This window comes from Helicobacter pylori FD535 (assembly GCF_000296015.2).
GTDB lineage: Bacteria > Campylobacterota > Campylobacteria > Campylobacterales > Helicobacteraceae > Helicobacter > Helicobacter pylori_CT.
In genome coordinates this window covers 1-4,916 of sequence record NZ_AKHP02000033.1, presented here as the reverse complement: position 1 = coordinate 4,916, position 4,916 = coordinate 1, and the positions used below count along the sequence as shown (strand labels likewise).

The window sequence follows — 4,916 nt, the reverse complement described above, 5'->3', positions numbered from 1 at the left end:
GCGTCTTTTTTATCTTTGTGAGCCACTAATTGAGAGCTTAACTCAGGTTTTTTGGCGTCTTTTTTATCTTTGTGAGCGTATGCAGAACTCACTGCTAAAACTGATAACAAAACACCTGTCAAGATTTGCTTTTTCATACGAAAACTCCTTATGATGATCTTAAAAGCGAGAGAATTATATTTTTCAAAAGTAAACGAATAGAAACCAATAGAATTTTCACTAAAGAAATTTGCAGATTGCGTTTTGTTATATAAAAAACGCTTGATAGTAATCAGCTATTTTTCTTAAAAAATAAAAACGCTCAAAAGCGTTTTTTAAGATTGAATACAAAAGAGCTTGTTATTAGTCAAGCGGGATTTCTTGTAAGGCGGTCTATGAATTAGGGGATTTTTAAAGAGCATTGCTACAAAACACCCCCTAACCCCTTAAGAAAACGAATTCCACCATGAAATAAAATCTAAAACGATTAAACGAAGCAACCAAAACCCCATTTTTAAAAATCAAAAAGTTTTAGTTACCCCTTATTTGATGAGGACAAAGCTAAAAAGCAATTTTATAGCAAAAAAGGTAATTAGAGAGGTAAAAAGGGATAAAAACACTCAAAAAATCTTTTTAAATCCAAAAGAGAAAAAGTTTAAACAGCGCCTACAACACCCTCTCACAAGAGAGCGTTACGATAAAATCAGCCTTTACGCTTTTCTACAATTTCCTTAGCGATATTACTAGGCACTTCACCATAATGATCAAACTCCATAGAGTAAGTTCCGCGCCCTTGAGTGGCTGATCGTAAATCCGTAGAATAACCAAACATTTCCACCAACGGCACAAAAGCATTCACGATTTTCAAGCCTAATCGGTCGTCCATAGAATTGATTTGCCCTCTTCTTCTGTTCAAATCGCCAATCACATCGCCCATGTATTCTTCAGGGACTTCCACTTCCACTTTCATCATAGGCTCTAGTAAAACCGGGTTAGCCGCACGACTCGCTTCTTTAAACGCCATAGAGCCAGCGATTTTAAACGCCATTTCTGAAGAATCCACATCATGGTAGCTCCCATCATAAAGGGTAACTTTAAAATCCACCACCGGATAGCCTGCCAAAACGCCATTTTGCATCGCTTCCTGGATACCCTTATCCACCGCAGGGATATATTCTTTAGGGATCACGCCCCCAGAAATTTCATTCACAAATTCATACCCACTGCCAGGCTCTTTAGGCTCAAGCTTGATAAACACATGCCCGTATTGCCCACGGCCACCGCTTTGCTTAGCGTATTTATGCTCTTTGCTCACGCTGGAGCGGATAGTCTCTCTAAAGGCGACTTGCGGCTGACCGATTTCAGCTTCCACCTTAAATTCTCTTTTTAATCTGTCCACGATGATTTCTAGGTGCAATTCACCCATGCCACCAATAAGGGTTTGCCCGGTTTCTTCTTGAGTCATCACCCTAAAGCTTGGATCTTCTTCAGCAAGCTTGCCTAACGCCACGCCCATTTTTTCTTGGTCTGCTTTGGTTTTAGGCTCTACAGCGATGTGAATGACCGGCTCAGGAAATTCCATCCTTTCTAAAACAACGGCGTTCTTTTCATCGCAAAGCGTGTCCCCAGTTAGCGTGTCTTTTAAGCCCACAAACGCACAAATCTCACCCGCATAAACCTCTTTAATGTCTTCTCTCTTATTAGAGTGCATTTTAAGGAGTCTTCCCACGCGCTCTTTTTTATCTTTGGTGGAGTTATACACATAGCTACCGGACTCTAGATTGCCGCGATACACGCGCACAAAAGTGAGTTGGCCCACAAAAGGATCCGTCATGATTTTAAACGCCAAACCGGCAAACTCGCCATCATCGCTGGATTTCACAAAAACCTCTTCTTCGGTTTTTGGATCAATCCCCTTAATATCCACAACCTCCGTAGGCGCTGGCAAGTAATCAATGACTGCGTCTAATAAAGTCTGCACGCCTTTATTTTTAAAAGAAGAACCACAAAGCATAGGGACGAGACTCATGTTCAAACAACCCGTTTTAATGCCTTTTTTGATTTCTTCAATACTCAATTCTTCACCGCCTAAATACTTTTCCATCAAGACTTCATCTTGCTCGGCTACGGCTTCTACAAGCTTTTCTCGGTATTGTTTAGCCTTTTCTAACAAATCGCTGGGGATTTCTTCTACATCGTATTTGGCTCCCATGGTTTCATTATTCCAAACAATCGCTTTCATTTGGACTAAATCAATCACGCCAATGAAAGTGTCTTCAGCCCCAATAGGGATATTGATAGGCACAGGATTAGCTTTCAAGCGAAGCTTAATCTGGTTTTCTACACTATAGAAATTCGCCCCAATCCTATCCATTTTATTGACAAAAACAATCCTAGGCACGCCGTATTTATTCGCTTGACGCCACACGGTCTCGCTTTGAGGCTGCACGCCCCCAACCGAGCAAAACACCGAAACCGCACCATCTAGCACGCGCATGGATCGTTCCACTTCAATAGTGAAATCCACATGCCCTGGAGTGTCAATCAAATTGATTTGGTGATCCTTCCAAAAGCAAGTCGTTGCCGCAGAAGTGATCGTGATCCCTCTTTCTTTTTCTTGCTCCATCCAATCCATTGTCGCTGCACCGTCATGCACTTCGCCAATCTTATGACTCACGCCTGTATAGAATAAAATCCTTTCAGAAGTGGTGGTTTTCCCAGCATCAATATGAGCGGCGATACCGATATTCCTGATCCTATTTAATGGGGTTTTTCTAGCCATTCTAACTCCAATTACCAGCGATAGTGTGCGAACGCTTTATTCGCTTCTGCCATTTTATGTACATCTTCTTTTTTCTTAAAAGCCGCACCCTTATCGCTAGCCGCATCCATAAGCTCGTTAGCCAATCTATCCACCATCATTCTTTCATTGCGTTTCCTGGTCGCTTCTAAAATCCAACGAATAGATAGCGACTGCTGGCGACTCGCTCTCACTTCTACCGGCACTTGATAGGTAGCCCCACCCACTCTTCTGCTGCGCACTTCCACTAAAGGACGCACCCTTTCTAGGGCTTTTTCAAACACTTCAATCCCTTTTTCACCGCTTTTTTCTTCAATCTTATTAAAAGCTTTGTAGATGATTTTTTCCGCTACGCTTTTCTTGCCGTCATACATCATCTTATTGATAAACTTAGTAACCACTTTGTTCCCATAAACAGGATCGCCCAAAATCTCCCTAACGGGTGCTTTTCTTCTTCTCATGTTTTTGTTTTCCTCTTATTTTTTCTTGTTGTCGGTTGCTTTTTTGTCGGTTGCTTTAGCTTTTTTAGTCCCGTATTTAGAGCGTGAAACCGTTCTTTTATTGACCCCTGCAGTGTCTAAAGCGCCACGAACGATGTGGTATTTCACACCGGGTAAATCCTTAACCCTACCCCCACGCACTAACACAATGGAGTGTTCTTGCAAGTTATGCCCTTCACCAGGGATGTAACTGATCACTTCAAATTTGCTGGTCAAACGGACTTTAGCGATCTTTCTTAAAGCCGAGTTAGGCTTTTTGGGGGTAGTCGTATAAACCCTAGTACAAACCCCTCTTCTTTGAGGGCATTCCACTAATGCAGGTGATTTCGTTTTTTTAACCACCTTTTTCCTTTCTTTTCTAATCAACTGATTGATAGTAGGCACTATTTTTCCTTATTCTAAAAATTTAAAACTAAAAGTTCTCCCATTTTACCCTAATTTTTCTTTTAAAAATCTTAACCGATTTTTTTGTCAAAATTTAGGGTCATCTTCAAGAGTTTTCAGCACGATTTTTTTATTCTTATACATGCCTGTTCCCACAGGGATCATCCTCCCCAACACCACATTCTCTTTCAAGTCTTCTAAAAAGTCTTTTTTCATAGCGATACTGGCTTCTGTTAAAACTTTAGTCGTTTCTTGGAAAGAGGCCGCTGAGATGATGCTATCGCTCCCGATAGCCGCTCTGGTGATCCCTAAAAGCACCGGTTCAGCAATCGCAGGCTCGCCTTTTAAAGCGATCACACGAGCGTTTTCTTCTTTGAAGAGTTTTTTACTGACTAAATCCCCTTCAATAAATTTGCTATCCCCGCTGTCTAAAATACGCACTTGCCTTAGCATTTGAGAAACAATGATTTCAATGTGCTTGTCTGCAATGCTTACCCCCTGCCTGCGATACACTTGCTGGACTTCGCTCACAATGTATTTATAAAGCTCTTTTTCGCCGCTGATCCTTAAAATATCATGGCTTGAAACCACCCCATCCGTCATCGCTTCTCCCGCATGCACAAATTCATCGGCATGCACTAAAATTTGCTTGCCTTTATCCACGAAATAATCCATGGAACGGCCATCTTTAGAAGTTACGATGATGTGTTCTTTATTGCGAATGGGTTTGCCAAAACTCACAATCCCATCAACTTCAGAAAGGATCGCCACATCTTTAGGCTTGGGTTTTCTCGCTTCAAAGAGTTCCGAAACCCTCGGAAGACCCCCGGTAATATCCCTGGATTTAACGGTTGCTTTAGGGATTTTCGCTAACACTTCAGCCTGCTCCACGCTAGAGCCATCGCTAACAGCGATAGAAGTTTTTGGCTCTAGGAAATAACGCGCTTCTTCGCCATTAGCCCCCTCTAAAAACAAGCTTGGTTTGTATCCGCTTGGAATGTAATCATTCACCACTAAGCTTGTGATACCGGTATTTTCGTCTTCTTTTTCAGCGACCGTAACCCCTGCGATAATATCCATAAAACTCACCCTACCTTTAAAGTCCGCAATGATAGGGGTGTTGTAAGGATCCCATGTGGCAATCGTGCTTAACGCATTTGTAGTAGGCTTAGAAATAAGGCTATTAGCGCTCACTTCACTATTATCATCAATCAAAATCTCAGAACCCCTAGCGATATAATGGCGAGCGGCTT

At 41.8% G+C, this 4,916-nt stretch carries 3 protein-coding genes and 1 pseudogene; all 4 read right to left on the bottom strand.

What is annotated here, in order from left to right; all coding sequences use genetic code 11:
• Positions 1 to 682: 682 nt before the first annotated feature.
• Positions 683 to 2,761 carry an elongation factor G gene (gene fusA / locus DV63_RS13920; RefSeq protein ID WP_000101887.1) on the bottom strand — a complete coding sequence of 693 codons (2,079 nt, stop codon included), beginning with the start codon at positions 2,759 to 2,761 and terminating at the stop codon, positions 683 to 685.
• A gap of 11 nt (positions 2,762 to 2,772) precedes the next feature.
• Complete coding sequence (rpsG, locus tag DV63_RS13915; protein ID WP_001254353.1) at positions 2,773 to 3,240, bottom strand: 30S ribosomal protein S7; 468 nt, start codon at positions 3,238 to 3,240, stop codon at positions 2,773 to 2,775.
• A gap of 15 nt (positions 3,241 to 3,255) precedes the next feature.
• Positions 3,256 to 3,663, bottom strand: a complete 408-nt coding sequence (gene rpsL, locus DV63_RS13910) for a 30S ribosomal protein S12 (protein WP_001142315.1) — start codon at positions 3,661 to 3,663, stop codon at positions 3,256 to 3,258.
• Positions 3,664 to 3,750: 87 nt separating this feature from the next.
• Positions 3,751 to 4,916, bottom strand: a pseudogene (locus DV63_RS13905) (DNA-directed RNA polymerase subunit beta/beta'); the annotation flags it as partial.